Below are 25,643 nucleotides of genomic sequence, written 5' to 3' on the forward strand. Positions count from 1 at the left end.
TATGGCCACACTGAACGAAAACGACCTCAAGCTTTTTGTCGACTCCATCCGGCATTACCTCAAGATCACCACCCGGCAGGAACCGCAGATCACCTCGGCCTATCTGGGTACCGGAGATATCGAAGCCTTTGAGTTCAACGGCATCGTCACCTTTTCCGGAAGCCATAACGGACATGTGGTGGTCTCCATGCCGGGGAAACTGGTGCGTGAGATCTTGCTGCTCCAGCATGAAACCGACCTGAGTGACGGCAACCTGCTCGACGCCGTGGGCGAAATCGCCAACACGCTGGCTGGCAATGCGCGCAAAGCCTTGGGCTCCGAACTGCAGATTTCTGTGCCGATCAAGCTGCAAGGCGCGCAAGGCATGAAAGCCCGGGTGCGCAAACGCCCCTACGTCATCACCCTGCGCTGGAACCACTATGCGGCCATGGTCTGCGTCGATATGGACCGCAAAAACTAAAGCTGCGTACCGGGCTGCGTACTGAAGGGCTGAACACAATGCCCTGAGGCGGCGTGCACGCTATTTGTGCGGCGCACCAAAATAATCAGGCCACCGGTCCGGAATTGCGCTGCAAGGGTGCGTTTCGCATGCCCCAAGGTGGCACCTTTTTTGCACTGATTCTGTGAATCAACCATCTTCACAGAAAGAGCTTGCACCATGGCGGGGTTCCGTAATTTTCTCAAGGCTGGTCACGCGCCCACACTGGGTGCGGCGTTTTTCTACTTCGCTTTTTCCTGCTGCATCTGGGTCATGAACGGCGCCATGGCACCGTTCATCTCCGAAACCTACAACCTGTCGCCCACACAAAAAGGCGTGATGCTCTCGGTGCCCATTTTTGCCGGCGCGCTGATGCGCTTTCCGCTGGGGGTACTGGCCCAGTACATCGGCCGCAAAAATGCCACGCTGGTCGAAATGGGCCTGATCATGGTCGCCCTGCTGTTCGGCTACTTCGTGGTCGACTCCTACAGCAGCCTGCTGGCCATGGGCGTGCTGCTGGGTATTGCCGGCGCCAGCTTCGGCGTGGCGCTCAGCCTGGGCTCGGGCTCCTTCCCGCCCCGTTACAAAGGCCTGGCCATGGGCCTGGTCGGCGCTGGTAACGTAGGCACCGCAGTTTCGGTGCTGATCGCACCCGCGCTGGCCCAGCGCTTCGGCTGGCAATCGGTGTACGGCATTGCCGCCATCGCCATGCTGCTGCCCCTGATCGCCATGATCCTGTTTGCCAAAGAGCCCGACGACGTGGACAGCCACGCCACCTTGCGCGAGCACGTCGCCTGCCTGTTTGAAAAAGACGGCTGGGCCTTCAGCCTGATTTACGCCGTGAGTTTCGGAGGCTTCATCGGCCTGGCGACCTTTTTGCCTTCCTACTACTACGACCAGTTCGGCGTCAGCAAGGTCGAAGCCGGCCAGTTGTCCATGCTGGCGGCTTTCATGGGCGCTGCGCTGCGCATCTTCGGCGGCTGGATTTCCGACCGCTGGGGCGGTGTCAACACCCTGAGCGTGGTACTGCTCACCATCTCCCTCACTCTCGTTGCCTGCGGACTGGCCGGCGGATCTCTGGTCGCCACCACACTGCTGGTGATGCTGTGCTTTGCCGCTCTGGGCGCAGGGAACGGTGCGCTCTTTCAGCTGGTGCCCCTGCGCTGGCCCCTGGCAACTGCGGTGGCTGGCTCCATGATTGGGGAGATCGGCGCACTGGGCGGCGGTCTGGTGCCCAATGCCATGGGCTTGTCCAAGCAATACGCTGGCACCTATATGTGGGGGTTCTTCTTTTTTGCCGCCATGTCCCTGGGGATGTTGGTGATGCTGCGGGTTATGCAGATTCGGTGGACGCGGACCTGGGCTGAAAAGGGTGGTCGCGCACGAAGCGCGTAAGGAGCCGGACGCGGGCCTGCCGGTCGTGCTGAATCTGGTCTTGCTCCAGTCTAGGTGCGTACCTCGAAGAGCTGCTGGCCGGGGGTTGCCCGGCATGCAACTCACTTTCTTTTGCTTCGCCAAAAGAAAGTAAGCAAAGAAAAGGCGACCCTGCTGTCTGCGTCCCTCCGCTTCGCTGCGGGCAACCTGCGGTGCTCGGTCCAGCCGGGGTCAAAAACAACTCGCTTCGCTCAAACAAGTTTTTGCCCTGATCCGTCTGGCCCTGTGCTCCTCGGCGCATACAGAAGGGGTGGGGGAGGAATACCGGACCGCCAACAGCCGAAGACAAAACCCGAACACCAAAGAAACAAGGACACGCCGTGGCGTGTCCTTGTTTGTCTTGGTATTGGTTTGCTTCTCTTCGGACTTCCCCGTCCTGGCTGGGCCGAGGAGCGCAGAGGCAAGCGGATCAGGGATCGCGATTGTCTGAGCCGAAGGCGAGTTCGAGCGAGACCCCGCTTGCCTCGAGCACCGCAGGTTGCCCGAAGCGCAGCGCAGGGACCCAGACTGCGGGTCGCCTTTTCTTTGGTGACTTTCTTTTGGCGAAGCAAAAGAAAGTTACTTGCCGCCGGGCACCCCCCGGCCGGCAACCCTCAGCAAAGAGCGCCCCCATCAAATCAACAACGACCCCAAGAGAATCGCTATCAATTCAATAGCTGCCCGCGCTCATCCCCATTGCCCCAGAGCCCAATTCGATACCCAACCACCCTACCGAGGCAAAAACAGCAACCAGTAAATCAACAACACATTGACCAGCACACTCACACCCAGCAGCAGCTTCCACAACACCACAGGATCCCGTTGGATCAGTGGCGTGGCCTGTGGCGCAGTCAGCGGCCGGGAGGCGCCGCGTTCCAGCGCCAGCAGCAGCTCTTCAGCGGTTTCAAAGCGCCTGCGCTTGTCGCGTGCCACCGCCTTAAGCACGATGTGATCCAGCCAGATCGGCACTTCGGGGTTGATGCGGCTGGGCGCCGTCGGGTCGCGGTAATAGCGGCCGGCCTGGTAAGGCAGGACTTCGCCGTATGGGAGCCGGGCAGTCAGTAGCTGGTACATCGTCACTCCCAGCGCGAACAAGTCACTTTGGGCATCGGGCAGTTCCTCAGGGCCGTCTGCGCTGCCTGTGCTGAAGCCCCACTGCTCCGGGTTGATGAAGCTGGGCGTGCCGGCGTGCAGTTTGCGCATGGCCTCCGGTTCCCTCCCACTCAATGCCACGCCCAGGTCCAGCAGCCGCAGCACGCCGTCTTCACCCTGATGCAGGTTGGCGGGCTTGATGTCGCGATGGATCACACACTGGCGGTGCAGCCGACCCAGCGCGCGCGCGGCCTGAGTGGCCACGCCCAGCACTTGTTCGACGCTGTGTTTGTGGCGGCGGTCCAGTTGCTGCTGCAGCGTCTCACCGCTATGCCAGTCATACAGCAGGTAAAACGCGCTGCGCTCATGGCCGCTGGGCAGGCGCTCATGGAGATTGACCAGATGCGCCGCCGCCCTGCCCGACTGCATGCGCAGGGCCAGCCAGGCTTCGTGGGCCAGCATGGCGCGCTCTTCTTCGTCGTGCGACCGGGCGGGGTTCAGCGTCTTGAGGGCATACAGCACGCGTGTGGCAGGGTCGCGCACCTGGTAGAGCACATTGATCCCGTTATCAGCCACCGGCGCCGTCACGCTCAGGCCGTCGATCACGTCGCCGACCTTCAGGCGAGGCGGGATGGGCAGGGTCTGCGCGATGCGGGTCACGTCCTGCAGGGTCGCGTCGAGCAAGCCGCGCACGCGCACTACCACGGCCGTCACGTTGTCGTTGCTGCCGGCGGCAAGTGCCGCGTCCACCAGGCCCTGGCTTGCGGCCTGGGCGTCGCCGGCATCCTGGAGACCGGCAAAACCCTGCAGCTGTGCATCGCGCAGCACACCGTGCACGCCGTCGGTGACAAGCACGAACACATCACCGACCTGCAGGTCACCCTGCATGTAATCGACCACCACGTGGTCTTCCGCGCCCACCGAGCGCAGCAGCTGGTGCCGGAAGTCGGGGTGATTGACCGCATGGTCGTGTGTGAGCTGCTGGAGCTTGGCCGCGCGCAGCAAATAAGCCCGTGAATCGCCCACATGCGCCAGGGTATAGGACTGCCCGCGCAGCACCAATGCCGTCAGCGTGGTCAGGCCCACGGCGGGCTGCCGCCTGCGGTTGATGCCTGACAGCCAGGCGTTTTGCGCGCCGATGATGCGGTCCAGCGCGACCGTGGTGTCCCAGGTTTCGGGCGTGCCGTAGTAGTCGCGAACCAGGCTGGTGACGGTAGTCTGGGCCGCTTCACGGCCCATGCCGCCCGTGCTCACGCCATCGGCAATCGCCACGATGGAGCCCATGCCCTCGCGCCCGGGCTCGGGCAACATCGCGGCGCAGAAATCTTCGTTGGTGTGTTTGCGGCCTGCAAGCGTTGCAAAGCCAATGTCCAGGTCAAATGCCATGCACCAATGTACGCAAGTTCAATGCCCGATATTGGTGCATTGCAACATTACCAGGAAGACAGGCGTGAGAAGTCAGCCCACCAGCATTTGCATGCTGCGTTCGTACTGCACGGAAAGTTGCTCAAAGACATCTAGCAGCTCTTCGCTGGCGGTGGCCAGGCCTTCCAGACGCTTGGGGTCTTTGCCTTTGGAAATACCTGAAACCCCGGCGCACATCTGTGCCCAGCCGACAGCGGCCTTGTCCAGGGAGGCGCGGATCTCTTTGCTGCTCAGCGGAATCTCGTTGAGGTACTGCAGCGCTTTTTCAAATGCGGCCTGTGACTCGGCCATGCCCGACTCGCTGCGCTGCGAGGTGGCGGTTCCACCCATGGCATGGAGCAAGGCGTATTTGGCAAAACGCTGGCTCAGCATGCGCTGCCGCCCCGCCAGGTTCAGCATCTGCAAGGGCGGCATTGCACCGGCGCTCTCCAGGCTGCTGGTCATGCGCTCGGCATCCTGCAAAAACAGCTCGGCCAGCTCATCAAGGTGGGCCATATCACCTGCATCCGGGGAGTCCTGCAGGGCGAGTTTGAGCCGGCCCCAACTGATGGAAACTTGCCCCAGCAGATCCCCAAATGTAGGCTGGGAAAGGCTTTTCCCCAACGAAACCAGGTTGGTGTCGATGCGCAGCACCGACTCCTTCAGCAGGTCTTTGGCGCGCGCGGCCTGCACCCCGGCCAGTTGCAGAAGGGCCAGCTTGACCAGTCGCTGCGACAGCATGCGCAACTGGCCTGAGCGGTTAACGTCTTCCGCGAAGCGCGCCGAATGGATGATGTGCTGCGAGACCTGCCCCAAGCGCTGGTTGGTATGCATGGACGCGGTCCGCAAGATATGGAAAGCGTCATCGTCCGACATCTGCCGGGCCCGCATCAGGATGCCTTTGGCCCGGTCAACCACCTTGCGCTCTTCAAGCCGGCTGGAGGCCTCCTGCACCTGGGCGCGCAAGGACTGCTCACGGACAAACCGTGCTTGCGCGAGGTGGATGAGGGGCCGCAGGCGCTGCGCGCCATAGCCGTTGACCACGTAGGCATGCACCCCTACCTCCGTGGCCCGCGTGATTTTCCCCGCGTCCGTGTCGCTGGTGAAAACAATGATGGGGCATGGCGCGGTTTCGGTTACCAGTTGCAGCGCCTTGAAGAGCTCATCACCAGGAAGCGGATCCTGGCAAATCACCACATCGGGTGCTTGCCTAAGCACCTCCTGCACCAGTTTGCTGCGCTCACCGACAGGCCCCAGCACCTGGATGCCGGCGGCCTCCAGGTCGGAAACCAGGGGATGTGCGCCACCGGGGCCATTCAGATTTACCAATGCGGAGGTCATACAAATCAAGGAGTTAAGGCGGTAAACAGCTGCTCAGACCGCAAGTCGCGGACCATGGCCACCCTCATGGAGGCCCAGGCAAGCCGCAGTCTCAATGATATGGCACAAGTCTTGCGTCATTTGCAGCGGGCGTAACGACGCGCCCGACCTTAGCGAATGCACTGCGGGTCCTGCGTACAACGACGTACGTAATGGTGTGCCTCATACCGGGTTGACAGCCCGGATCCCTGTTTTTGGGAGAGAGCATCATGATTTCCACTCAATTTTTGACAAATCATACGGGTCCCTGGCCCTGTCGAACTGCCACCCCATTGCTGCGCATCATCCCGGCGCTGAGGCCGCTCACGCCCGCCCTGCCCGTCTGCCAACCATTGCATGCCACGTCCGCCGTGGCATGACGCTTGCACATTGGACCTTGAACATGACACCGAATCAATCTGGAGTAGCCCCATGAAAAAATCAAAACTGGTGATGGTCGGCAATGGCATGGCCGGCGTGCGCACCCTTGAGGAGCTGCTCAAGGTCGCGCCCGACCTGTACGACATTACCGTCTTCGGCGCCGAGCCGCACCCTAACTACAACCGCATCCTGCTCAGCCCCGTGCTGGCCGGCGAGCAGACGCTGGACGAGATCGTCCTGAACTCGTGGGACTGGTACAAGGACAACCACATCACGCTGCATGCCGGCAAAAAAGTGGTTGAAGTGGACCGCATCAAGCGCGTGGTGCGCGCCGACGACGGCACCGAGGAAGAATACGACCGCCTGCTGATGTGCACCGGGTCCAATCCCTTCATCCTGCCTGTACCTGGCAAGGATCTGAAGGGCGTGATCGCCTACCGCGACATCGCCGATACGAACGAGATGATCGCTACGGCACAGAAGTACAAAAAAGCCGTGGTCATCGGCGGCGGGCTGTTGGGCCTGGAAGCAGCCAACGGCCTGATGCTGCGCGGCATGGAAGTCACGGTGATCCACGTCATGCCATGGCTGATGGAGCGCCAGCTTGACGACGTGGCAGGCAAGCTCCTGCAAAAATCGCTGGAAGACCGTGGCCTGAAGTTCATGATCGGTGCGCAGACACAGGAACTGGTGGGCGGCGAAGACGGCCGCGTGACCGCGATCAAATTCAAGGACGGCACGGAAGTGGCCACTGACCTCGTGGTGATGGCTGTCGGCATCCGGCCGAATACACAGCTCGCGGAGTCCATGCGCCTGCATTGCAACAAAGGCATTGTGGTCAACGACACCATGCAGACCGTCACCGATGCGCGCATCTACTCGGTCGGCGAGTGCGCGGCGCATCGCGGCATTGCCTACGGGTTGGTGGCTCCGCTATTCGAACAAGCCAAGGTGGCGGCCAACCACCTGGCGCAATTCGGCATAGGCCGTTACTCCGGCTCGCTCACGTCCACCAAATTGAAAGTCACCGGCATCGACCTCTTCAGCGCCGGCGAATTCATGGGCGGCAACGGCGCCGAAGAAATCGTGATGAGCGACCCCTTCGGCGGCGTCTACAAAAAGCTTGTCATCAAGGACGACAAACTCATCGGCGCCTGCCTTTACGGCGACACCGTGGACGGCAGCTATTACTTCAAACTGCTGCGCGACGGCCGCAGCGTGGCCGACATCCGCGACAAGCTGATCTTCGGCGAGTCCAACCTCGGCGACGCCGGACACGAAGGCCAGAACAAGGCCGCGCTGATGGCCGACGACGCCGAAGTCTGCGGCTGCAACGGCGTCAACAAGGGCACCATCTGCAAGGCTATCAAGGAAAAAGGCCTGTTCACGCTGGACGAAGTGCGCAAGCACACCAAGGCCAGTGCCTCGTGCGGTTCCTGCACCGGGCTGGTCGAGCAGATCCTCATGTTCACCGCCGGGGGCGACTACTCGGCCACGCCCAAGCTCAAGGCCATGTGCGCCTGTACCGACCACGGCCACCAGGCCGTGCGCGACGCCATCCGCGCCAATAAGCTGCTCAGCATTTCGGACACCTTCAAGTTCATGGACTGGAAGACGCCCAACGGCTGCGCCACCTGCCGCCCTGCCGTCAACTATTACCTGATCAGCACCTGGCCCAAGCAGGCGAAAGACGACCCGCAAAGCCGCTTCATCAACGAACGCAGCCACGCCAACATCCAGAAAGACGGAACCTACAGCGTCATTCCGCGCATGTGGGGTGGAGAGACCACCGCGAGCGAGTTGCGCCGCATCGCCGATGCAGTCGATAAATACAAGATCCCGACCGTGAAAGTCACCGGCGGGCAGCGCATCGACTTGCTGGGCGTGAAGAAAGAAGACCTGCAGAACGTCTGGAAAGACATCGGCATGCCATCAGGCCACGCCTACGCCAAGGCCTTGCGCACGGTGAAGACCTGCGTGGGCAGCGAATGGTGCCGCATGGGCACGCAAGACAGCACGCAGATGGGCAAGGACCTGGAGCGCGCGATGTGGCGCATGTATGCGCCGCACAAGGTCAAGTTTGCCGTGAGCGGCTGTCCCCGCAACTGCGCCGAGTCCGGCATCAAGGACGTCGGCATCATCGGCGTCGATTCAGGCTGGGAGATGTACATCGCCGGCAACGGCGGCATCAAGACGGAAGTGGCCCACTTCTTCACCAAGCTCAAGACGGCCGCGGAAGTGCTCGAATACACCGGCGCCTTCTGCGAGCTCTACCGCCAGGAAGGCTGGTATCTGGAGCGCACGGTGCATTACGTCAACCGCGTCGGCCTGGACTATGTGAAGAAAAAAATCCTGGAAGACCACGAAGGCCGCAAGGCCCTGTGGGAGCAACTGCAGTTTGCGCTGGACGGCGAGCCGGATCCCTGGTTTGACCTGAAAGAAGCCTCTGTGGATGCCCGCCAGTTCGAAAAACTCACACCCGCCTGACCGGCCCGAATTGAGAGATCACTATGTCTGAATGGAAAAAAATCTGCCTGGTCACCGACATTCCGGTGCTCGGCTCGCGGCGCGTTTCGCGCGCGAAAGGTATTGATGTGGCGGTGTTCCGCAACGACCAGGACCAGGTGTTTGCGCTGCTCGACCGCTGCCCGCACAAAGGCGGCCCTCTGTCGCAGGGCATTGTGTTCGGCACGAGCGTGGCCTGCCCTCTGCACAACTGGACCATTGGCCTGACCGATGGCTGCGCCAGACAACCCGACGAAGGTTGCACGCCGAAGTTCAGCTGCAAGGTGGAAACGGGCGAGGTGTTTCTGGACGCCACCGAGCTGGCCACGCTGGCGCTGGATTTGCAGCCGCCACGCGCCGGCCCGGGCGCCACCAGCGGCGCATTGGGCGATGAAAGCTTCGGCGTGCAGGCGCCTCATACGGCGTAAGCGACATCAACGCAATAGACGCGAAGGCTCCTTGAACATTCATGACTGATACCCGATCAACGTGTCCCTGCTGCGGTGTCGGCTGCGATCTAACAGCTTGCGCTGTTGATCGCTTTGCGATGAACTGTGAATACCGCAGCCGCAGCTTTGTTCACCATGGTTGAAACGCGGTCAACTTGCCCGTATTGCGGTGTCGGCTGCGGTGTCATCATCGAGTCGCAAGGCAATGAAATCACGGGCGTTCGCGGAGACCCGGAGCACCCGGCCAACTTCGGCCGGCTGTGCACCAAGGGCTCGACGCTGGCGCTCACTGCGACGGCATCTGTCACGCGGCAGACACGCCTCTTGCAGCCGATGCGGCGCGAGCACCGGCATGAGGCGCCCAGGCCTGTGTCATGGGATGAGGCGCTGGGTTTTGCCAGCGAAAGCTTCGCGCAGATCATTCGCGAGCATGGGCCCGATGCGGTGGGTTTCTACATTTCAGGCCAGTTGCTGACGGAAGACTATTACGTCTTCAACAAGCTGGCCAAGGGCCTGATCGGCACCAACAACGTCGACACCAACTCGCGCCTGTGCATGAGCAGCGCGGTGGCGGGCTACAAGCAGACGCTGGGCGCCGACGCACCACCTGCCTGCTACGACGACGTGAACCATGCGCAGTGCATTTTCATCGTCGGCAGCAATACGGCGTACGCACATCCCATCCTCTTTCGCCGCATTGAAGACGCCAGGGCCGCCAACCCGGCGATGAAGATCATTTTTTGCGACCCACGCCGCACCGACACGGCCGAGATCGCCGACCTCTACCTGGGCATACAGCCGGGCACCGATGTGTCGCTCTTTAACGGCATGCTGCACATCATGCTGTGGGAAGGCTGGACAGACGCGGCTTACATCGCGGCGCACACCACGGGCTTTGACGCGCTTAAGGCCACGGTGCGCGACTACACGCCCGACCTCGTGGCCGAAACCTGCGGCATCAAAAAAGAAGACTTGCTGGCCGCGGCCAAACTATTCGCCACCTCAGCCGCCACGCTGAGCCTTTATTGCCAGGGCCTGAACCAGTCGAGCAGCGGCACCGCCAAGAACGCCGCGCTCATCAACCTGCACCTGGCCACCGGCCAGATCGGCAAAGCCGGTGCAGGGCCCTTTTCATTGACCGGCCAGCCCAATGCCATGGGCGGTCGCGAAGTGGGCGGCCTGGCCAACCTCCTGAGCGCGCACCGCGACCTGGCCAACGCCGATCACCGCGCCGAGGTCGCAGCGCTGTGGGGCATCCCCTCTGTGCCGGAGACACCGGGCAAGACCGCTGTCGAGATGTTCCAGGCCGCGGCCGACGGCGAGATCAAGGCACTGTGGATTGCCTGCACCAACCCGGCCCAGTCCATGCCCGACCAGGCCACCGTGCGGCGCGCGATGGAGCGCGCCGAACTGGTGATCGTGCAAGAGGCTTTTTCCACCACATCGAGTTGCGACTATGCCGACCTGCTGCTGCCGGCCACCACCTGGGGCGAAAAGATCGGTACTGTCACCAACAGCGAACGCCGCATCAGCCGCGTGCGGCCGGCCGTGGCGGCGCCCGGACAGACGCGGCATGACTGGTCGATTGCGGTGGACTTTGCGCAGCGGCTTGAGAAGCTGCTGCCCAGCCGTGCGGCGGTGGGTTCCACCCTCTTTCCCTACCCGATGGCTGACGAAGCATCGGGCGCAGAAACCATCTGGAACGAGCACCGCGAATCCACCAGGGGCCGCGACCTCGACATCACAGGCCTGAGCTATGCCTTGCTCGACGAAAGCCCACAGCAGTGGCCCTTCAGGACTGGCGACACGGCCGGCAAAGTGCGGTTGTATGAAGACGGCGTGTTCCCCACCGCCGACGGCAAGGCCCGCTTCGTCAACACCGTCTACAAGCCGGTGGCCGAGCCGCGCGAGTCACGCTACCCTTTTTCCCTGACCACCGGCCGGCTGCGCGACCACTGGCACGGCATGAGCCGTACCGGCACGCTCGGGCGCTTGTTTGGCCACGTGGCCGAGCCTTCTGTGCAGATGAACGCACAGGACATGGCGCGTCGCCTGCTGAAAGACGGCGACCTGGTGCACGTCACTTCCAAACGCGGCTCCATCGTGGTGCCGCTGCAAGCCTCCCCTGAAGTGGCGGTAAGTCAGGCCTTTATCGCCATGCATTGGGGTGAAGAGTATTTGAGCGGCCAGTCCACCGGCGGCACGCCGCTGGCCGGCGTAAATGCACTGACCACCTCAGCCTATTGCCCCAGCTCCAAGCAGCCCGAACTCAAGCACGCGGCGGTCAAGATTCTCAAGGCCGAAATGCCGTGGACACTGCTGGCCATGGCCTGGTTGCCAGAAGGCGACGCGCTGGCGGCGCGCGAACAGCTCAAGCCCCTGATGGCGCAGCTTCCTTTCACCAGCTGCGTGCCCTTTTCCAACAACACGCCGCTGGCCGACCGCGGCCGGGAACGCACCGGCGTGCTGTTTCGCGCTGCCAGCCACGAAGCGCCGCCTGACGAAACACTGGCCTTGCTTGAGCGCATCCTGGGCCTGGATGCCGCCGATGTGCTGCGCTACGCTGATCGCAAAAAAGGCCAGCGCCGCACGGTGCGGCTGGTACGCAACGGAAGCGATGCCCAACTCGTGGGCTTTGTGCTGGCGGGCGACACCAGCGCCCAGGCCTGGATCAAAACCCTGCTGCAGGACGAGCTGGCCGCGCAGTCTTACGGCCGCCTGTTGCTGCTCCCGGGCGCCAAGCCGCCGGTGGCGGTGCAATCACGCGGCAAGCCGGTATGCACCTGCTTTAACGTGAGCGACATGGCGATTGATGAACACCTGTCGCTGCTGGCGGCTGGCGGTGGCGCGAACGGTCACCTGGGCACGGATGAAGAACGACTGGCTTCATTGCAGGGTACGCTCAAATGCGGCACCAACTGCGGTTCCTGTGTTCCAGAACTCAAACGCAGAGTGCGCTCGGCGCGCAATGACGCTGTGGCTTCGGCGCCGCGCACCGTGATTCCAATACGTCAGGTGGCGTGATGACACGCGGTTTCTGCAAAAAGCAAATCATTTTTCCGTCGGGCCTCCCCAAGGAAAAAAACGGCCCCATCGGGGGCAGCGCCTTACACGCAGTAAAAAGCGTGGGGGTCATTTAATTAAGCTCATAACAAGAAGTTATCTGCATTGGCGGACAATCAGGTTTATGGGTATTAGCCAGTACATCAAGGAGATCGGCCGCGGCAAGGACGGCGCACGCCCCTTGTCACGCGAGCAGGCCGCCGACCTTATGGGCCAGGTGCTCGACGGTACCGTGACCGACCTGGAGATTGGTGGCTTTTGCCTGGCCATGCGCATCAAGGGCGAGACGCCCGAAGAGATGGCGGGTTTCCTCGATGCCGTGCACCAGCGCCTCAATCACCTGCCAGCCAGCGACAGCGCCACGGTGGTGCTGCCAAGCTACAACGGGGCGCGCAAGCTGCCGGTGCTCACACCGCTGCTGGCGCTGCTGCTGGCACGTGAAGGCGTTCCGGTGCTGGTACACGGCACGCCCACTGAGTCAAGCCGGGTTTTTGCATCAGAAGTGCTTCTGGCCCTTGATATACCGGCGCAAATAGCTATTAAAAAGATAGCAAACGGCGAAGTGGCGTTTGCCCCGACCGAGTTGCTGTTGCCGGCACTGAAGCGCCTGCTGGACGTACGCCGCGCCGTAGGCTTACGCAACCCGGCGCACAGCCTGGTCAAGATCATGAGCCCCTGCCTGGGCAAGAGCCTGGTGGTGAGCAGCTACACGCACCCCGAATACGCGGTGTCAATGGCGCAAACGTTTGAGCTGACGGGTGCCAATGCGCTGCTGCTGCGCGGCACCGAAGGCGAAGTGGTGGCTGACGCGCGCCGCATGCCGCAAATGGAAGCCTTTATCGGCGGGCAGCGCTCACTTTTGCAGGAAACCCAGGCCGGCACGCTGGCTTCCATCCCCGACTTTCCCAAAACAGTGGACGCAGCCGCTACGGCGGACTACATTCGCGCCGTGCTCGCAGGCAATATTCCCGTGCCGCCTTCGATTGCGCGGCAGGTGGAACATATCTTGCGTTTGCTACCTCTAATCACCTCACGACCATGAACAACGGAAAAGTCACTCTCGTAGGCGCAGGCCCCGGCGATCCGGAACTGCTGACCCTCAAGGCCCTGAAGGCTATCCAGCGCGCCACCGTGCTGCTGGTGGACGACCTGGTCAGCGACGAGATCGTGGCTTTCGCGCGGCCCGAGGCGCGCATCGTCTACGTGGGCAAACGCGGCGGTTGCAAATCCACACCGCAGGCCTTCATCGAAAAGCTCATGCTGATGGCCGCCCGCGAAGGCGAAGACGTGGTGCGCCTCAAGGGCGGTGACCCATTTATTTTTGGCCGCGGCGGTGAAGAGGTCGAGCACTTGCGCGCAGCGGGCATCGAGGTAGACATCATCAACGGCATCACCGCCGGGCTGGCCGCTGTTACCTCATTGGGCGTGCCGCTCACACACCGCGAGCATGCGCACGGCGTGGTGTTTGTCACCGGCCACGCCAAGCCGGGCGATACCGGCACCGACTGGAAAACGCTGGCCGCCACGGCGCACAGCGCGCGGCTGACACTGGTGATCTACATGGGCGTCAGCGGCTCAGAGCGCATCCAGGACGAGCTGCTGTCGGGCCTGCCGGCTGCCACACCGGTGGCCGTGATCCAGAGTGCTTCGCTGCCCGCGCAGCGCCATATCACCACCACGCTGGGCCAAATGGCCGGTGCCATCCGCAAAGCCGGCCTGGCGAGCCCGGCCGTGATCGTGGTGGGCGACGTGATCAGCGGCGTAGCGCTGGCCGCCGCGCATCCAGACGCTGTGCGGGTAGCCTGACCCGCGCCATGTCTGCGCAGGCCTTTTAACCGGCCTGCCGCAGCTACACTCCCGAAGTCAAAAACAACAGCACAGGGAACGACACGATGCTTGAAAAACTCAATGAACTGACGGAAAGCCACGGCGAGCTGCGCCGCGGCAAGGGCATCATGAGCGGCGTGATCGCCCTCAGCCTGGGCATCCTGTGTTTTCTGGGGGTGCTGGCTTTTCACTTTCCCGAATACCTCACCACGCCCGAGCTGCGCAAGAGCTATAACGTCGACGTGATCCGCATCGTGATGTTCGTATCGCTGGTCATTGCCGGCGGCATCTCACTGGTCAACATCATCTTCAACCGTTCGCGCTGGCTGGCCGGCGCCGCCTTTTTGCTGGTGGTCGCCACCGCGCTGCTGGGCGGTCACAAGGTGCCAGTCAACGACTTCGCCGACAACACACCCTACATCGGCCTCGACTGGTTCATCCTCGACCTGCTGGGCTCGTCGCTCATCTTCATCTTCATTGAAAAGCTGTTTGCGCTGCGCAAGGAGCAACCCGTCTTTCGCGCCGAATGGCAGACCGACCTCCATCATTTCATCGTCAACCACATGATCGTGGGTTTTGTTCTGCTGGCAACCAACCTGCTGGTGCACAAGTTCTTCGGCTGGGCCGCCAACGACGGCATTCGCGGCTGGGTGCAGGGCCTGCCTTTCTGGGGCGGCGTGCTGCTGATCGTGCTGGTGGCCGACCTGGTGCAGTACTGGACGCACCGGGCCTACCACGAGGTGCCGGTGCTGTGGCGCCTGCACGCGGTGCACCACAGCGCCAAAAGCATGGACTGGCTGGCCGGCTCGCGCCAGCACATTCTTGAACTGCTGATCACGCGCACGCTGATTCTTGCGCCCATCTATGTGCTGGGCTTTTCCAAGGAAGTGATCGACGCCTACATCGTGATCGTCGGCTTCCAGGCCGTGTTCAATCATTCGAACGTGAGCGTGCGCCTTGGCCCGCTGCGTTATGTCATCGTCACGCCCAACTTCCACCACTGGCACCACAGCCAGGACCAGGAAGCGCTGGACCGCAACTACTCGGCGCATTACGCCTTTATCGACTACCTCTTCGGCACCGCCGTGAAAAGCACGAAGCTCTGGCCTGAACGTTATGGCGTGCTGGGCGACTACGTACCCAACGGCTTCCTCAAGCAGCTGAAGTTTCCGTTTACCTGGAAAGGCTAGGACTTGGCCCCCACGCTTTTCGCTTCGCGTAATGCGCTGCCCCCCGAGGGGGCCGCCCGCCCTGCGGCCCGGCAAAGCCGGTTCCGCGGCTCATGCTGGCTAAAACTCGCAGAAAGGCGAGCGGCGATTTGAGCGTGCCCACCCATCCATTCGACGTCGTGGTGATAGGCGCAGGTGCTGCCGGCCTGTTTTGCGCCGCCCAGGCAGGCCAGCGCGGCCTGAAGGTGCTGCTAGTCGACCACAGCGAAAAAGTCGCCGAGAAAATCCGCATATCGGGCGGCGGCCGCTGCAACTTCACCAACCGCGACGCAACGCCTGCGCAGTTCCTGGGCGAGAACCCGCACTTCTGCCGCTCGGCCCTGTCGCGCTACACCCCGCAAGACTTCATCGAACTGCTGCAGCGCCACAACATCCCGTTTCACGAAAAGCACAAAGGCCAGCTGTTCTGCGACCGCTCGGCCGAAGACATCATCAACATGCTGTTGGCAGAGTGCGATGCTGGTCAGGTGACGCGCTGGCAGCCTTGCGCCATAAAAAGCATCAGATATGCCTCCAACCCAGATGATCTGGGCGTCAGAAGCTATCAAATTGAGAGCGACCGCGGGCTGATCGAAGCGCCGCAGGTCGTCATCGCCACCGGCGGGCTGTCGATCCCGAAGATAGGCGCAACCGATTTCGGCTACCGCATTGCCAAACAGTTCGGCCTGCGCCTGGTCGAGCCCCGCGCCGCACTGGTGCCGCTGACCTTTGACGGCGAAGGGTGGGCGCCCTATGCCCAGCTGGCGGGCCTGGCGCTGCCGGTGCTGATCGAAACCAGCCCCGCAGACGCCAGCCCCAAACAGCGCAAGAAAGCCGTGGTGTTTTCGGAAGACCTGCTCTTCACCCACCGCGGCCTGAGCGGCCCGGCTGTGCTGCAAATCTCCAGCTTCTGGCGAGAAGGCCAGCCCATCCGCATCAACCTGGCCCCCGGCATTGATTTGCCCGCCCTGCTGCTGCGCGCCAAGGCCAGCTCCAAAAAACTCATCGCCAACGAACTCGCCAGCCTGGTGCCCAGCCGCCTGGCCGACGCCTGGGCCAGCACCGACCCGGCACTGCAAAAACCCATCAGCGAGGCGACCGATAAAGCGCTGCTGGGCCTGGCCGCGCGCCTGTCAGACTGGCAACTGACGCCGAACGGCTCCGAGGGTTACCGCAAGGCCGAGGTAACCGTTGGCGGTGTGGACACGCGCGACTTGTCGTCGCAAACCATGGAATCGAAGCAGCCGGGGCTGTACTTCATCGGTGAAGTGGTGGATGTGACGGGCTGGCTGGGCGGGTACAACTTCCAGTGGGCCTGGGCCTCTGCGCACGCCTGCGCGCAAGCGCTGACCCCGGCGGTCTAAGCCTGCTGGGCCTGCCGGGCCAGCTTCCACTCGCGCGGTGACTGGCCGCTTTGCGCCCTGAAAGCGCGCGACAGTGCCGCCTCGCTGCCATAACCAACCTCAGCGGCAATCAGCTTGAGCGGCCGCCCACGACGCAGCGCCTGCTGCGCCAGACCCACCCGCCAGCGCTGCAAGTACACGCCGGGCGTGCAACCGACCGTATCGCGGAACTGGTTGGCGAACACACTGCGCGACATGCCCGCATGATCGGCGAGCGCTTCAAGGCTCCACTCTTGCCCGGGGCTCTGGTGCATCGCGACCACCGCATGGCGCAGGCGCGGGTGCGACAGCCCCGCCAACATGCCGGAACGGGTTTCGCCGCTTTCCATCAGGTGCCGCAGCACCTGGATCAGCACCACATCAAAAAGACGGTCCAGCAGCGCCTGCCGGCCGCAGCGCTGCTCAAAAGCCTCTTCGAACAACAGCTGCAGGACACCGGCGGCGCCCTCGACCTTCGCCAAGGGCAGGCACACAAAGGACGGCAGCGCCGCGGCGATCGGGTTGGCCGCGCCGCCCTCAAAGCGCAGGTGCGCACACACAAAGTCGGCGCCACGCCGGGTGTCGGTGATGAAGCGGTGCGCCATAGGCCTTGGATAAAGCAGCAGGCAGGGGCCACTGACACGCATCACTTCGGCGCCGCCATGGCTGATGCCGACTTCGCCGCTGCGCACAAGGTGAAGCTGGCCGGTGCCCGCCTCCTCGTCCAGCTCGTTCACCCCGCACAGTGCGCCCGAATGGAACACATTCGCGCTCACCGAGAAATGCCGCAGCAGCGCTTCAAGCCGGTCGCCCATAAAATACTCCAGATCAATTTTTCAGGATTATTGAATACTTATCGTATTTTGTGAAGCGTAAAGTTCGTTCTGTCGATTCCGACTTGTTGCAACCCTCTCAAAGGAAACAGCCATGAACGCTCTTACCCGTATCGCCGCCGCCACCGCACTGGCCGCCGCAGCCGCCACCAGCCCCGCGATGGCCGCAAACGCCGCCGCGCCGCAACCAGTGGCTTCCGCCGTACGCAGCGCCAGCTACGTCACCACCCCGGACGGCGTGCAAATCTATTACAAGGACTGGGGCCCGAAAAATGGCCCCGTGGTGAGCTTCAGCCACGGCTGGCCGCTCAACTCGGACAGCTGGGAATCGCAGATGATCTTCCTGGCCTCAAAAGGTTACCGCGTCATCGCCCATGACCGGCGCGGTCACGGCCGCTCCAGCCAGCCCTGGGATGGCAATGACATGGACCACTACGCCGCTGACCTCGCCGCGGTAATCGACACGCTGGGCGTGAAAGACGTGACGCTGGTGGGTTTTTCGACCGGCGGCGGTGAGGTGGCGCGTTACATCGGCCGTTACGGCACCGCGAAGGTCAAAAAAGCCGTGCTGGTCAGCGCCGTGCCGCCCCTGATGCTGAAGACGGCGGCCAACCCGGGCGGCCTGCCGATCGAAGTGTTTGACGGCATTCGCCAGGGCGAACTGGCCAACCGTTCGCAGCTTTACCTGGACATCGCCTCGGGCCCGTTTTTCGGCTTCAACCGCCCCGGCGCCAAGGTCTCGCAGGGCTCGATCCAGTCGTTCTGGGTGCAGGGCATGCAGGCGGGGCACAAGAACACCTATGATTCGATCGCGGCTTTCTCGGCCACCGACTTCACAGAGGACCTCAAGCGCTTTAATGTGCCGACCCTGGTGATCCACAGCGACGACGACCAGATCGTGCCCATCGACGCCTCCGGCCGCGCCGCCGCGAAACTCGTGAAAAACGCCAGGCTGGTTGTCTACCCCGGTGCGCCGCACGGCCTGGCCGATACCCACAAAGAGCGGCTCAACCAGGATTTGCTGACTTTCATCAGAGAGTGAGTCCACCCCCGTCCAGGCTCACTGCGTGTAGCCTGTTCCCCCCTCAAGGGGGCGGCGCCTGCGGTCTGGCAGAGCCAGTCCCGCGGCCCCCACTGGGTGGACAGCCGACAGCCCCATGGCGATGCGAAGCGAGCCGCCAAAGGCCAGCATGAGCCGCGGAACCGGCTTGCCGGGCCGCAGGCGGGCGGCCCCCTCTGGGGGCAGGGAGTTACACGAAGTGAACGACCGTGGGGGTGGTATATAATCCAAGGCTTTGCTAGCAAACCCGCGCCTGGCCTGATCCTGATCAGATCAATTAGGGCGCACCTTTTGGATCAACTGAACAATGACCACCATCCGTGTAAAAGACAATGAGCCCTTCGACGTGGCTCTGCGCCGTTTCAAGCGCACCATTGAAAAACTCGGCCTGCTGACCGACCTGCGCGCCCGCGAGTTTTACGAAAAGCCAACGGCTGAACGCAAGCGCAAGAAGGCAGCCGCCGTCAAGCGCAACTACAAGCGTATCCGCTCGATGCAACTGCCGAAAAAGTTGTACTAATTTTTAGTACCGCCTCACGGCAAATAAAAGCCCGCACGAGGACGCTCTGCGGGCTTTTGTGTTTTTGGCGCCTCCCCAATCCAGTTGATTCCGCCCACCCCATTCGCTTCAGGAGCCTCACCAATGTCAGCACTCAAAGACCAGATCACCGAAGACATGAAGACCGCCATGCGCGCCAAGGACAGCGAGCGCCTGGGCACCATCCGCCTGCTGCTGGCCGCCCTGAAGCAAAAAGAGGTCGATGAACGCGTGGTGCTGGACGACGCGGCCGTCATCGCCATCGTCGACAAGCTGATCAAGCAACGCAAGGACTCGCTCGAAGCCTTCATCAAAGCCGAGCGCAAGGACCTGGCCGACAAGGAAGCTGCCGAGCTGGTGGTGCTGCAGGCCTACCTGCCCGCACGCCTCAGCGCCGACGAAGTCGCCGCCGCCATCAAAGCCATCGTGGCCGAACTGGGCGCCAGCGGCCCCGGCGACATGGGCAAGGTCATGGGCGCGGTCAAGGCCAAGCTCGCCGGCAAGGCCGACATGGGCCAAGTGTCTGCCGCAGTGAAGGCAGCGCTAGCCGGCTGAAGCCGCGGAACCGGCTTTGCCGGGCCACAGGCGGGCGGCCCCCTCGGAGGGCAGGGAGCTACACGAAGTGAGCGACCGTGGGGGCTTCAGCTCCCGGCGACCTTCATCCGGTTGACGAGGATGGAGCCGACCGTTTTGGCGCCGTAGTTGTAGGTGTCGGCACCCACGGCGTCAATACCCATGAGCATGTCGCGCAGGTTGCCGGCGATGGTGATTTCTTCGACCGGAAACGCGATGCGGCCGTTTTCAACCCAGAAGCCCGAGGCGCCGCGCGAGTAGTCGCCCGTCACGTAATTCACGCCCTGGCCCATCAGTTCGGTCACGAAGAGGCCGCGGCCCAGCTTGCGCAGCATGGCGTCCAGGTCGTCGCCCGGACGGGTGTGGCGGCTGGTGAGTGTGAGGTTGTGCGAGCCGCCGGCGTTGCCAGTGGTGCGCATGCCCAGCTTGCGTGCCGAGTAGGTGCTCAGAAAATAGCCCTCGACGCGGCCGCCTTCCACCACCTGGCGCGCCTTGGTTTTCACACCCTCTTCATCAAACGGCGCGCTGCCTTTGCCTTTGCGCAGGTGCGGGTCTTCGGCGATGTCAATGTGTTTGGGGAAAGCCGGCTTGCCCAGGCTGTCGGCCAGGAAGGTGCTTTTGCGGTACAGCGCGCCGCCGCTCACGGCTTGCACAAAGCCGCCCAACAAGCCTGCGGCCAATGGTGACTCAAAAAGCACCGGGCACTGTGTGGTCGGAATCTTGCGGGCTTTGAGGCGCGCCAGCGCGCGCTCGGCGGCGTAGCGGCCCACGGCCTCGGGCGCGGCCAGTTCGCTCGCGTCGCGCATGGAGCTGTACCAGGCATCGCGCTGCATCTGGTCGCCCTTGCCGGCAATCGGCGCCACCGAAATGCTGTGGCGCGAGCTGGCATAGCCACCGCGAAAGCCCCGGGTATGGGCACTGAAAAAATGACTCTGCTGCGCCGACACACCGGCGCCTTCGCTATTGGTAATGAGGCGGGAGGTAGCGAGGGCTGCGGCCTCGCACCGCAAGGCGAGTTGAGCGGCCTGCTCCGAGTCAATGGACCAGGGATGAAAGAGATCCAGCGTCGGGTGCTGGCGCGCGATGTCGCGGTCGTCGGGCAGGCCCGAAGTTTCATCTTCTGCCGTGAAGCGTGCGATGTCGTAGGCCGCTTTCACGGTCTGCTCGATGGCGGCTTTGGAGAAATCGCTGGTGGCGGCATTGCCGCGCTTTTTGCCGATATAGACGGTGATGCCCAGCGACTTGTCCCGGTTGCGCTCCACGTTTTCCAGCTCGCCCTTGCGCACGCTGACCGACAGGCCGCAGCCTTCGGAAGCCTCGGCCGCGGCATCCGTGGCGCCCAGTTTCTTGGCATGAGCCAGCGAGGTGTCGACAAGTTCCTCGAAAAAATCGCGGTGATAGCTGAAGCCGCTTTCGGGCGAATTAGCGGGACGTGAAGCGCTGCGGGTTGCGCCGCCGGCGCGTGAGGAAGCTTTTTGGGTCATATGGGTAGCTATGATACTGACTGCTATGAATACCAAGACTACCAAGGCGATTCCCAAAGCCATCAAGGGCTACTGGTCCAACGGCCGCTTCGTCAAGCCCGAGGAAATCGCGCTGGAGGAAGTCGGCCCGCCCAGCAAAACCCAGCTCAAGGCCGAGGCCGACGAGAAGCAGGCCCTCGGTGAAGCGCTGCTGACCCTGCGCGCCGACCTGATGGCGCGCCTGGACCTGCCCGACAAGCTGCGCGACGCGATCGCCGACGCCAAAAAGATCACCAATTTCGAGGGCAAACGCCGCCAGATGCAATTCATCGGCAAGCTGATGCGCCCCCTGGACCCGGAACCCATCCGCGAAGCGATCAACGAACAGCTCAACGGCTCGGCCGACCTGACGTTGGCGCTGCACGTGGCCGAGCAGTGGCGCGACAAGCTGATTGCCGACGACGCCGCCCTGGGTACCTGGCTCAGCGAACATCCTGATACCGATTCGCAGCAACTGCGCGCGCTGATCCGCCAGGCCCGCAAAGACGCCAAGCCCGAAAAACCCGGCGAAGCCGCGCGCCACGGCAAGTCTTATCGCGAGATTTTCCAGCTGGTGCGGCAGGCTCTGGCCAAGGGCCCTGACGGCGGTGAAGAACCCGAGGAACCTGAGGAATGAGCGAAGCCCCGGAAGCGTTCGAAGCCGTCAAGATCGGAATCGTCTCCGTCAGCGACCGCGCCTCGGCTGGTGTGTACGTCGACAAAGGCCTGCCGGCCCTGAAAGACTGGCTCACACGTGCCCTGCGCAACCCCATCACCTTTGAAGAACGCCTGATTCCCGACGAGCAGGCACACATCAGCACCACGCTGATCGAGCTGGTCGACGCCGGCTGCTCGCTGGTTCTGACCACCGGCGGCACCGGCCCGGCGCTGCGCGACGTGACGCCCGAAGCCACGCTGGCTGTGGCCCACAAGGAAATGCCCGGCTTTGGCGAGCAGATGCGGCAGATCAGCCTGAAATTTGTGCCCACGGCGATTTTGTCACGCCAGTGCGCGGTCATTCGCGACAAAAGCCTGATCCTCAACCTGCCCGGCCAGCCCAAGTCGATCGCCGAAACGCTCGAAGGGCTGAAGAATCCCGACGGTTCGCAGGCCGTGGCGGGCATCTTCGCAGCTGTCCCGTATTGCATCGACCTGATCGGTGGCCCCTATCTGGAAACCGATGCGGCGCTGTGCCAGGTGTTCAGGCCCAAGAGCGCCCAACGCCCGCCTCGCTGAGCCTTGCCGCCACCGTGCGGCCGCCTTGTTTTCTCACGTAGTATCTGGGCTTTCAACCTTGAGGAGCCGAGATGGATGAGCTGATCGAAACACCAGGCAAGGAATCAAAAAATACCGCGGTGCTGATCTGGATTGGGACCCTGTTCCTGGGGTTTATCCCAAGCCTGATCGTTTATCTGGTGAAAAAGGATGACCCCTATATCCTGGACCAGTCCAAGGAAGCATTGAACTGGTCCATCACGGCTGCCATCGGCTATGTAGCGGCGATCATCCTCACCTTTGTGCTGATCGGCTTTCTGGCGTTCGCGGCCCTGGGCATCTGCCATCTGGTGTTCTGCGTCATGGGCGCGATGGGCGCATCGAACGGCAAGGCCTTTCGCGTGCCGTTCGCGCTTCGATTGATCAATTGATCAGCTGATCAGCTGATCGCCCAAAGGCAAAATGGCACAGGAAGGGTTCGCCCTTCCTTTTTTTTACCTTCAGCAGCCCTTGCCGGTGTTATTTTCCGACCAGTTGGTTGAGCTTGTCGGCCTCAAACGTTTCCGTCAGCGCCGCATCTTTGGGCACGCAGTCCTTGTTCATGGCAGTTTGCGAGCCCGAAAGCTTTTCAATCGCCTGCCACAGCAGGGCAATCTGGTGCTCCTGGGACGACGCGTTGTCGATCAGTCCCTTCATGGCCTGCCCGATCGGGTCGTCGTCCAGGGTAATGCCGTAGGCAGAGAACTTGGGCGATGTGGTGACGTCGGCGCTTTCGCCCATCTTGGACGGGATGATGCGGGCCGGAATGCCCACTGCCGTGGCCCCCGCCGGCACCGGCTTGATCACCACCGCATTGCTGCCGATCTTGGCGCCGTCACCGACGACAAAACCGCCCAGCACCTTGGCCCCGGCGCTCACCACCACGTCGCGCCCCAACGTCGGGTGGCGTTTGGCGCCCTTGTAAAGCGAGGTGCCGCCCAGCGTCACACCCTGGTAAATCGTGCAGCCGTCGCCGATCTCGGCGGTTTCGCCGACGACGACACCCATGGCATGGTCAAAGAACACCCGTTCGCCAATTTTGGCGCCGGGGTGGATCTCAATGCCTGTTGCCCAGCGCGAAACATGCGAGATAAACCGGCCCAGCCACTTGAAGCCGTGGTTCCAGCACCAGTGCGCGCGGCGATGCAGGACAAGGGCATGCAGGCCGGGGTAGCAGGTCAACGCTTCCCAGGCCGTGCGGGCGGCAGGGTCGCGGTCGAGGATGCACTGGATGTCGGAGCGGAGTCGGGAAAACATGGTGGGAGTTTAGTGGCCGCCCGCAGACTGCGCTGGCGTGCTGTCTTTGGGTGGCATTTGGGTGGTTTTGGACAACATGGCCTTGGCAACCCCCCGCAGGATGTGGATTTCCTCGGGGCTGAGCTGGGCGCGGTTGAACAGCTGGTTCAACCGCGGCATCAGCTTTTTGGGCGAAGCCGGGTCCAGAAAGCCAATGCCGGTCAGGGCCTCTTCCCAGTGTTTGAGCATGCCGGCCACCGCCGCTGCATCGGCCAGCACAGGCTCGGCCGTGGCCGGCTGGACGCTGAAGCCGCCCAACGCCTGGCGCCAGTCATAAGCGATCAGCTGCACGGCGGCGCCCAGGTTGAGCGAGCCAAACTTTGGATCGGTCGGAATGCTCAGCGCCACATGGCAGCGGTAGACATCTTCGTTTTGCATGCCAAACCGTTCGGAACCGAATAAAAAAGCAACCGAATCGGGCTTCTGCCCAGCAGAAACGGGCGCTACCAGCTCCTCTTTTGATAGCAAACCAGCTTGCCCCAGCAAACCGGCAAAGTGCTCGCGCGGTGCCCGCGTGGGCGGGCCGAAGTCGCGCGGCGTCATGGCGGTGGCGCAAAGGTGGGCCATACCGTCCAGCGCCTCGTCCAGGGTGGCGACGATGCGGGCGTTTTTGAGCACGTCGAGTGCGCCGCTGGCCCGCTGGATGGTTTCCTCGCGGTTGAGCACATTGGCCCAGCGCGGTGCCACCAGCACCAGGTCGTCAAAACCCATGGTTTTCATGGCACGGGCGGTGGCGCCCACATTACCGGCATGGCTCGTGTTGATCAGGACAAATCGGGTTCGCATGGGCTGGATTGTCCTAGAACCGCATTCCGGGTGGCTCGGCGGCCAAAAACGAGGGCGAATCCCGTTTATGGGAAAATACCCCCATTGCCCGCCGCCCGCATCGTCAGCGCCGGTTTTTCCCGTTCTTCCCTACAAATTATGTCCAGCAACCTCCATCCCATGCTCAACGTGGCCATCAAGGCTGCGCGCGCTGCCGGCGCCATCATCAACCGCGCCGCGCTTGACGTCGAAGCGGTCCGCGTCTCGGTCAAGCAGACCAACGATTTCGTCACCGAGATCGACCAGGCGGCCGAAGCCGCGATCATCGAAACCCTTCTGACCGCCTACCCCGGCCACGGCATCCTGGCCGAAGAATCCGGCAGCGAGCATGGCGCCAAAGACTCCGATTTCGTCTGGATCATCGATCCGCTGGACGGCACCACCAACTTCATTCACGGCTTCCCGGTCTATTGCGTCAGCATTGCGCTGGCCGTCAAAGGCAAGGTCGAGCAGGCCGTGGTTTACGACCCCACCCGTAACGACATTTTTTGCGCCACCAAAGGCCGCGGCGCCTACCTGAACGACCGCCGCATCCGCGTGGCCAAGCGCACCCGCCTGCAGGAGGGCCTGATCTCCACCGGTTTCCCCTACCGCCCCGGCGACAAGCTCAAGACTTACCTCAACATGCTCGGCGAAGTGATGAGCCAGTGCGCCGGTGTGCGCCGCCCGGGCGCCGCCGCGCTGGACCTGGCCTATGTGGCCGCCGGTTTCAGCGACGGCTTTTTTGAGGCCAACCTCAAGCCCTGGGACGTGGCGGCCGGCTCGCTGCTGGTGACCGAAGCCGGCGGCCTGATCGGCAACTTCACCGGGGAAGCCGACTTCATGGATCTCGGCGAATGCGTGGCCGGCAACCCGCGCATTTATGGCCAGCTGGTGGCAACGCTGGGCAAATACAGCAAGTTCGCCGGCGCCGGCGACAAAGCCGCGGTGCGCCAGGCGCTCAAGGACATTCCTGCCGAGCCGGCTGAAGCTGAAGACGGCGCAGAACCTGCCCCGGCCCCAGCTGCGGCTGAAAAGCCCACGCTGAAGGCCAAGCGCATCAAGGCCGGCGACAACTCCGCCGCCAAGGCGCCCGACGCTCCCTTTTAGGCACACTGCGGTGCAGGTCGCCGCACGCTGATAATGCGGAAATGACATGGCGCCACGCGCGCCGTCCCAGCCCCCAACCCGCATGAGTGAGAACGCCCAGGTGAGACCCGAC

At 62.8% G+C, this 25,643-nt stretch carries 23 protein-coding genes; 16 read left to right on the forward strand and 7 right to left on the reverse strand.

Annotated elements, in window-relative coordinates:
- Position 1: 1 nt before the first annotated feature.
- Together ACQ4MS_RS01500 and ACQ4MS_RS01505 are read left to right on the forward strand one after the other, a co-directional pair.
- Positions 2 to 460, forward strand: coding sequence for a chemotaxis protein CheX (locus ACQ4MS_RS01500; RefSeq protein ID WP_431097274.1), 459 nt, complete (start codon positions 2 to 4; stop codon positions 458 to 460).
- A 198-nt stretch (positions 461 to 658) separates the two neighbouring features.
- Positions 659 to 1,873 carry an MFS transporter gene (locus ACQ4MS_RS01505; RefSeq protein ID WP_431097275.1) on the forward strand — a complete coding sequence of 405 codons (1,215 nt, stop codon included), beginning with the start codon at positions 659 to 661 and terminating at the stop codon, positions 1,871 to 1,873.
- Between the two features lie 747 nt (positions 1,874 to 2,620).
- Here the strand turns inward: ACQ4MS_RS01505 and ACQ4MS_RS01510 are convergent.
- Together ACQ4MS_RS01510 and ACQ4MS_RS01515 are read right to left on the reverse strand one after the other, a co-directional pair.
- Positions 2,621 to 4,369, reverse strand: a complete 1,749-nt coding sequence (locus ACQ4MS_RS01510) for a protein kinase domain-containing protein (RefSeq protein ID WP_431097277.1) — start codon at positions 4,367 to 4,369, stop codon at positions 2,621 to 2,623.
- Between the two features lie 72 nt (positions 4,370 to 4,441).
- A complete protein-coding gene (locus ACQ4MS_RS01515) occupies positions 4,442 to 5,728 on the reverse strand; it encodes a type IV pili methyl-accepting chemotaxis transducer N-terminal domain-containing protein (RefSeq protein WP_431097278.1) in 1,287 nt (428 codons plus the stop codon).
- A 450-nt stretch (positions 5,729 to 6,178) separates the two neighbouring features.
- On the opposite strand from ACQ4MS_RS01515, the gene nirB reads away from it, so the two are divergent.
- The 7 genes from nirB (at position 6,179) to ACQ4MS_RS01550 (ending at position 16,543) form a co-directional block, all read left to right on the forward strand.
- Positions 6,179 to 8,614 (forward strand): nitrite reductase large subunit NirB, encoded by a 2,436-nt coding sequence (nirB, locus tag ACQ4MS_RS01520; protein WP_431097279.1) that lies wholly within the window; start codon positions 6,179 to 6,181, stop codon positions 8,612 to 8,614.
- Positions 8,615 to 8,637: 23 nt separating this feature from the next.
- The gene (gene nirD / locus ACQ4MS_RS01525; RefSeq protein ID WP_431097280.1) at positions 8,638 to 9,060 is read left to right on the forward strand and encodes a nitrite reductase small subunit NirD; all 423 of its coding nucleotides are present in this window, start codon (positions 8,638 to 8,640) and stop codon (positions 9,058 to 9,060) included.
- A 156-nt stretch (positions 9,061 to 9,216) separates the two neighbouring features.
- A complete protein-coding gene (locus ACQ4MS_RS01530) occupies positions 9,217 to 12,105 on the forward strand; it encodes a molybdopterin-dependent oxidoreductase (RefSeq protein WP_431097281.1) in 2,889 nt (962 codons plus the stop codon).
- A 163-nt stretch (positions 12,106 to 12,268) separates the two neighbouring features.
- Positions 12,269 to 13,186 (forward strand): DNA-binding protein YbiB, encoded by a 918-nt coding sequence (ybiB, locus tag ACQ4MS_RS01535; protein WP_431097282.1) that lies wholly within the window; start codon positions 12,269 to 12,271, stop codon positions 13,184 to 13,186.
- Complete coding sequence (gene cobA / locus ACQ4MS_RS01540; protein ID WP_431097283.1) at positions 13,183 to 13,950, forward strand: uroporphyrinogen-III C-methyltransferase; 768 nt, start codon at positions 13,183 to 13,185, stop codon at positions 13,948 to 13,950. Before ybiB ends, cobA begins: the two co-directional genes overlap by 4 nt.
- Before the next feature lie 86 nt (positions 13,951 to 14,036).
- Positions 14,037 to 15,161, forward strand: a complete 1,125-nt coding sequence (locus ACQ4MS_RS01545) for a sterol desaturase family protein (protein WP_431097284.1) — start codon at positions 14,037 to 14,039, stop codon at positions 15,159 to 15,161.
- A 92-nt stretch (positions 15,162 to 15,253) separates the two neighbouring features.
- Entirely contained in the window at positions 15,254 to 16,543 is a 1,290-nt protein-coding gene (locus ACQ4MS_RS01550; RefSeq protein ID WP_431097285.1) for an NAD(P)/FAD-dependent oxidoreductase, read from the forward strand.
- On the opposite strand, the gene ACQ4MS_RS01555 is transcribed toward ACQ4MS_RS01550, so the two are convergent.
- On the reverse strand, positions 16,540 to 17,376 hold the full coding sequence (locus ACQ4MS_RS01555) for a cupin domain-containing protein (RefSeq protein WP_431097286.1): 837 nt from the start codon (positions 17,374 to 17,376) through the stop codon (positions 16,540 to 16,542). The two genes, ACQ4MS_RS01550 and ACQ4MS_RS01555, sit on opposite strands and share 4 nt — an antisense overlap.
- Positions 17,377 to 17,488: 112 nt before the next feature.
- Between ACQ4MS_RS01555 and ACQ4MS_RS01560 the strand changes: the two genes are divergently transcribed.
- Both ACQ4MS_RS01560 and rpsU read left to right on the forward strand, forming a co-directional pair.
- Entirely contained in the window at positions 17,489 to 18,436 is a 948-nt protein-coding gene (locus ACQ4MS_RS01560; RefSeq protein ID WP_431097288.1) for an alpha/beta fold hydrolase, read from the forward strand.
- Between the two features lie 325 nt (positions 18,437 to 18,761).
- Positions 18,762 to 18,974 carry a 30S ribosomal protein S21 gene (gene rpsU / locus ACQ4MS_RS01565; RefSeq protein WP_007872347.1) on the forward strand — a complete coding sequence of 71 codons (213 nt, stop codon included), beginning with the start codon at positions 18,762 to 18,764 and terminating at the stop codon, positions 18,972 to 18,974.
- Here the strand turns inward: rpsU and ACQ4MS_RS01570 are convergent.
- Complete coding sequence (locus ACQ4MS_RS01570; RefSeq protein ID WP_431097290.1) at positions 18,919 to 19,107, reverse strand: hypothetical protein; 189 nt, start codon at positions 19,105 to 19,107, stop codon at positions 18,919 to 18,921. The genes rpsU and ACQ4MS_RS01570 overlap by 56 nt on opposite strands.
- Here ACQ4MS_RS01570 and ACQ4MS_RS01575 point away from each other — a divergent pair.
- Positions 19,098 to 19,547: a GatB/YqeY domain-containing protein gene (locus ACQ4MS_RS01575; RefSeq protein ID WP_431097292.1), complete on the forward strand. Its 450-nt coding sequence runs from the start codon at positions 19,098 to 19,100 to the stop codon at positions 19,545 to 19,547. The two genes, ACQ4MS_RS01570 and ACQ4MS_RS01575, sit on opposite strands and share 10 nt — an antisense overlap.
- Positions 19,548 to 19,633: 86 nt before the next feature.
- On the opposite strand, the gene pmbA is transcribed toward ACQ4MS_RS01575, so the two are convergent.
- Positions 19,634 to 21,049 (reverse strand): metalloprotease PmbA, encoded by a 1,416-nt coding sequence (pmbA, locus tag ACQ4MS_RS01580; protein WP_431097294.1) that lies wholly within the window; start codon positions 21,047 to 21,049, stop codon positions 19,634 to 19,636.
- A 25-nt stretch (positions 21,050 to 21,074) separates the two neighbouring features.
- On the opposite strand from pmbA, the gene yjgA reads away from it, so the two are divergent.
- The 3 genes from yjgA (at position 21,075) to ACQ4MS_RS01595 (ending at position 22,713) form a co-directional block, all read left to right on the forward strand.
- Positions 21,075 to 21,704, forward strand: a complete 630-nt coding sequence (gene yjgA / locus ACQ4MS_RS01585; RefSeq protein ID WP_431097295.1) for a ribosome biogenesis factor YjgA — start codon at positions 21,075 to 21,077, stop codon at positions 21,702 to 21,704.
- A complete protein-coding gene (gene mog, locus ACQ4MS_RS01590) occupies positions 21,701 to 22,303 on the forward strand; it encodes a molybdopterin adenylyltransferase (RefSeq protein ID WP_431097296.1) in 603 nt (200 codons plus the stop codon). The genes yjgA and mog overlap by 4 nt, the downstream gene beginning before the upstream one ends.
- Positions 22,304 to 22,374: 71 nt before the next feature.
- Positions 22,375 to 22,713 (forward strand): DUF4870 domain-containing protein, encoded by a 339-nt coding sequence (locus ACQ4MS_RS01595; RefSeq protein WP_431097298.1) that lies wholly within the window; start codon positions 22,375 to 22,377, stop codon positions 22,711 to 22,713.
- Positions 22,714 to 22,801: 88 nt separating this feature from the next.
- On the opposite strand, the gene cysE is transcribed toward ACQ4MS_RS01595, so the two are convergent.
- Both cysE and ACQ4MS_RS01605 read right to left on the reverse strand, forming a co-directional pair.
- A complete protein-coding gene (gene cysE / locus ACQ4MS_RS01600) occupies positions 22,802 to 23,578 on the reverse strand; it encodes a serine O-acetyltransferase (RefSeq protein WP_431097299.1) in 777 nt (258 codons plus the stop codon).
- Positions 23,579 to 23,587: 9 nt separating this feature from the next.
- A complete protein-coding gene (locus ACQ4MS_RS01605) occupies positions 23,588 to 24,403 on the reverse strand; it encodes an RNA methyltransferase (RefSeq protein ID WP_431097300.1) in 816 nt (271 codons plus the stop codon).
- 138 nt (positions 24,404 to 24,541) lie between these two features.
- Between ACQ4MS_RS01605 and ACQ4MS_RS01610 the strand changes: the two genes are divergently transcribed.
- Positions 24,542 to 25,531 carry an inositol monophosphatase family protein gene (locus ACQ4MS_RS01610; RefSeq protein WP_431097301.1) on the forward strand — a complete coding sequence of 330 codons (990 nt, stop codon included), beginning with the start codon at positions 24,542 to 24,544 and terminating at the stop codon, positions 25,529 to 25,531.
- Positions 25,532 to 25,643 lie beyond the last annotated feature (112 nt).

The organism is Polaromonas aquatica (assembly GCF_050626995.1).
Lineage (GTDB): Bacteria > Pseudomonadota > Gammaproteobacteria > Burkholderiales > Burkholderiaceae_C > Polaromonas > Polaromonas aquatica_A.

What these genes read in the sequence shown, in the direction of transcription:
- mog (WP_431097296.1), top strand. Translation starts at nt 21,701, where the DNA reads ATGAGCGAAGCCCCGGAAGCGTTCGAAGCCGTCAAGATCGGAATCGTC.
- ACQ4MS_RS01505 (WP_431097275.1), top strand. Translation starts at nt 659, where the DNA reads ATGGCGGGGTTCCGTAATTTTCTCAAGGCTGGTCACGCGCCCACACTG.
- ACQ4MS_RS01575 (WP_431097292.1), top strand. Translation starts at nt 19,098, where the DNA reads ATGTCAGCACTCAAAGACCAGATCACCGAAGACATGAAGACCGCCATG.
- ACQ4MS_RS01560 (WP_431097288.1), top strand. Translation starts at nt 17,489, where the DNA reads ATGAACGCTCTTACCCGTATCGCCGCCGCCACCGCACTGGCCGCCGCA.
- ACQ4MS_RS01605 (WP_431097300.1), bottom strand. Translation starts at nt 24,403, where the DNA reads ATGCGAACCCGATTTGTCCTGATCAACACGAGCCATGCCGGTAATGTG.
- rpsU (WP_007872347.1), top strand. Translation starts at nt 18,762, where the DNA reads ATGACCACCATCCGTGTAAAAGACAATGAGCCCTTCGACGTGGCTCTG.
- ACQ4MS_RS01610 (WP_431097301.1), top strand. Translation starts at nt 24,542, where the DNA reads ATGTCCAGCAACCTCCATCCCATGCTCAACGTGGCCATCAAGGCTGCG.
- nirB (WP_431097279.1), top strand. Translation starts at nt 6,179, where the DNA reads ATGAAAAAATCAAAACTGGTGATGGTCGGCAATGGCATGGCCGGCGTG.
- yjgA (WP_431097295.1), top strand. Translation starts at nt 21,075, where the DNA reads ATGAATACCAAGACTACCAAGGCGATTCCCAAAGCCATCAAGGGCTAC.
- nirD (WP_431097280.1), top strand. Translation starts at nt 8,638, where the DNA reads ATGTCTGAATGGAAAAAAATCTGCCTGGTCACCGACATTCCGGTGCTC.
- ACQ4MS_RS01595 (WP_431097298.1), top strand. Translation starts at nt 22,375, where the DNA reads ATGGATGAGCTGATCGAAACACCAGGCAAGGAATCAAAAAATACCGCG.
- ACQ4MS_RS01510 (WP_431097277.1), bottom strand. Translation starts at nt 4,369, where the DNA reads ATGGCATTTGACCTGGACATTGGCTTTGCAACGCTTGCAGGCCGCAAA.
- ACQ4MS_RS01530 (WP_431097281.1), top strand. Translation starts at nt 9,217, where the DNA reads ATGGTTGAAACGCGGTCAACTTGCCCGTATTGCGGTGTCGGCTGCGGT.
- cysE (WP_431097299.1), bottom strand. Translation starts at nt 23,578, where the DNA reads ATGTTTTCCCGACTCCGCTCCGACATCCAGTGCATCCTCGACCGCGAC.
- ACQ4MS_RS01550 (WP_431097285.1), top strand. Translation starts at nt 15,254, where the DNA reads ATGCTGGCTAAAACTCGCAGAAAGGCGAGCGGCGATTTGAGCGTGCCC.
- ACQ4MS_RS01545 (WP_431097284.1), top strand. Translation starts at nt 14,037, where the DNA reads ATGCTTGAAAAACTCAATGAACTGACGGAAAGCCACGGCGAGCTGCGC.
- ybiB (WP_431097282.1), top strand. Translation starts at nt 12,269, where the DNA reads ATGGGTATTAGCCAGTACATCAAGGAGATCGGCCGCGGCAAGGACGGC.
- pmbA (WP_431097294.1), bottom strand. Translation starts at nt 21,049, where the DNA reads ATGACCCAAAAAGCTTCCTCACGCGCCGGCGGCGCAACCCGCAGCGCT.
- ACQ4MS_RS01555 (WP_431097286.1), bottom strand. Translation starts at nt 17,376, where the DNA reads ATGGGCGACCGGCTTGAAGCGCTGCTGCGGCATTTCTCGGTGAGCGCG.
- cobA (WP_431097283.1), top strand. Translation starts at nt 13,183, where the DNA reads ATGAACAACGGAAAAGTCACTCTCGTAGGCGCAGGCCCCGGCGATCCG.
- ACQ4MS_RS01515 (WP_431097278.1), bottom strand. Translation starts at nt 5,728, where the DNA reads ATGACCTCCGCATTGGTAAATCTGAATGGCCCCGGTGGCGCACATCCC.
- ACQ4MS_RS01500 (WP_431097274.1), top strand. Translation starts at nt 2, where the DNA reads ATGGCCACACTGAACGAAAACGACCTCAAGCTTTTTGTCGACTCCATC.